General features: G+C 50.5%; 2 protein-coding genes. Both read right to left on the minus strand.

Annotated features, from left to right (window positions below; all coding sequences use genetic code 11):
• Positions 1 to 266: 266 nt before the first annotated feature.
• A complete protein-coding gene (locus IGR76_19280) occupies positions 267 to 428 on the minus strand; it encodes a DUF1345 domain-containing protein (GenBank protein MBF2080592.1) in 162 nt (53 codons plus the stop codon).
• A gap of 111 nt (positions 429 to 539) precedes the next feature.
• Positions 540 to 2,102, minus strand: a complete 1,563-nt coding sequence (gene crtH, locus IGR76_19285) for a carotene isomerase (protein MBF2080593.1) — start codon at positions 2,100 to 2,102, stop codon at positions 540 to 542.
• Between the last annotated feature and the right edge of the window lie 408 nt (positions 2,103 to 2,510).

Here is a 2,510-nt window from a genome sequence, read left to right on the forward strand (position 1 = left end):
CTTTCATCCCGACACTCGCCTTCGGCAGAGTGCGGGGCTTTCACGGAGAAGCTAAATTTCCCTATATGCATAGAGAGGTTTAGATATCTAGTTTTAGTAGCTTAACGAATAGACGACGGAATTCCTTGCTGAAGAGAAACAAAGCTAAACCTAAATGAAATTGGGATGAACGATGCTTGTGGGGTGAATGATGCTTGAGATTTTGTCCCAAGGCACACCTAATTTTAGCAAAAGACCTTTAGGCTTCTATAAGATACTCAAAAATCTTAAAACAAGCTGACAATCGTATTAATTGTGGTGGCAAGAATTACCGCATAGAAGAAAAATGAGACTATGGCATGGAGCAAGACGAGCCGTCTCATGGGGCGAGTGCTAACAACAATATCGGACGTTTGCGAAGTCATGCCGATTGTAAATGCAAAGTACATACGCTGAGTAGAAGTGATGGAGTAGGGGTGTGATGGTTTGGGAAGACACGTTCTACTACCTATTACTCCCTCACCCCATCACCCACTCACCCCATCACCTACTCACCCGCTTTACAGCCCCAAATCAACCGCCACTCGATGCCCGCAGGCAAAGCCGGAGAACGCGACCGCATTGAGACCTTGACCGGGGAAGGTGCTGTCACCTACACAGTACAAGCCTGGAATGCTGGTTCGGTTGAAGGGCATTCCCAACAAGCCCCACAACTTTTGGGAGGGGATGGGGCCATAGGTGCCGTCGTCCCGACCCAGGAAGCGGCGGTGGGTACGGGGAGTGCCAGCTTCTTGGTAGTCTAACCCAGCAGCTAGTCCGGGGAAAATGGCTTCCAGTTGCTGGATCATCTCCTCGGCGACGTGCTCTTTTTTCTGCTCGTACTCGCTGGGAGAGAGCTTCTGCCAGTCTTCGATCCAGCACGGGGTAAAGGTATGGATAATGTGGTGGCCTTCAGGAGCGAGGCTGGGATCGAGCAGCGTAGGAATCGACACGAAAATGGTGGCGTAGGGATCCTCCATCGTGTTCCAATTGTCCAACAGAATATGGTGGCATTCGGTTCCGGGCGGGAGTACTTCAGCCTTCACGCCTAAGTGGAGGCTAAAGAAACTAGGCGATTTTTGATAGCGCTGCTGCCATTTCTCTTCTTTGCGAGGCATCAACGATGCAGGCAAAAGTTTCTCAAAGGTGTCCCAGCGGGTGGCATTCGACACGATTCGCTTAGCGCGATAGGTTTCCCCAGAGGCCAATTTCACGCCGATCGCCCGTCCGTTGTCCACCACAATTTCGGTGACACGGGACTGGTACTGGATATGGCTCCCCGCTTTTTCGAGTCCCTCAACCAATTTTTGAGCGATCTGACCGACTCCTCCTTTGGGGTAGTTGATGCCCCCATAGTGGCGATCGCTAAACACCATGCCTGCATTGATCATCGGGGTCATATCTGCAGGCACAACCGACCAGCAGTAGCACTCCATGTCAATAAATTTCAGTAATTCCGGATCGCGGATGTAGCGGCGAGCCACATCTCCGGCATTTTGGGGAAGATACTGTACGAGGCCAAGGCAAGCAAAAGGATGTTGGAAGAACACACGGGTGAGGTAGCGGGGTTCTTCTAAAGAGAGTAACTCCATCGCGTTGAGGCAGTTGAACACCTTCCAGCACTCGTCGTAGAACTGGCGAATGCCCTTGGCTTCGTGGGGAAATTTAGCAGTCAGTTCTTGCAAGAACTTCTCATAATCACGATGGACTTTGAGATCAAGATTGTTGGGTAAGTGGTAATGGATTTGCACCGGATCGGGAATGGTTTCCAGGCTCATTCCCACGGACTCTAAGGCTCGCGTGAGGAGGTTGGTGGTGCCGCGATCGCCAAATCCAAAGATCATCGATGCGCCCACATCAAAGCGATAGCCCTCTCGCTCAAAATAGCCTGCACTGCCACCGGGGATGATGTAGCGCTCCAGCACCAGCACCGTTGCCCCTTTCGCCGCCAGTTGGGTAGCGGTGACTAATCCCCCAATGCCTGACCCGATGACAATCACATCGAATTCAGACTGATCGGGCATTCGAGTTGTTTCATGCTGAGCATCCGTAGACGCTTGAGTCAATTGAGAATCCGCAGACATAGATTGTGGTTGGCTAGGGGCGATCGCCCAAAATTGATCTGTTTCTTTACTAGTGTATCGGGGAAGGGAGGGTAAAACCTGCCTAAAAAATGTGACGAGTCTGCTGACCAATCCCATCTGCCGATTCCTTGAGAGGAGAACCCTGAACGTAACTATAGCGTTATTGCAAGATAGTGTCAATAACTGTTGATATCTATTTTCAATTAGGATGCTTCGCCTCAAGATCTGCGACTGCTGATGAATGTCTCATACCAATCGTCCATGAGGTGATGACGTCACCCCGCAGGATGAAAATCTATTTTCAGAGCAATTCTGAGTTTTGTTCGCGCAGCGTCTCCGCAGGAGAAATGCTCAGTTTTGAGTTATGAATGCGTTGCACCATCAGGGATGTCAGCCTTTCATCTGTAG

The organism is Synechococcales cyanobacterium T60_A2020_003 (assembly GCA_015272205.1).
Lineage (GTDB): Bacteria > Cyanobacteriota > Cyanobacteriia > RECH01 > RECH01 > JACYMB01.

Bases quoted from the DNA above. Each gene is read 5' to 3' on its own strand.
- IGR76_19280 (MBF2080592.1), bottom strand. From the start codon at position 428: ATGTACTTTGCATTTACAATCGGCATGACTTCGCAAACGTCCGATATT.
- crtH (MBF2080593.1), bottom strand. From the start codon at position 2,102: ATGTCTGCGGATTCTCAATTGACTCAAGCGTCTACGGATGCTCAGCAT.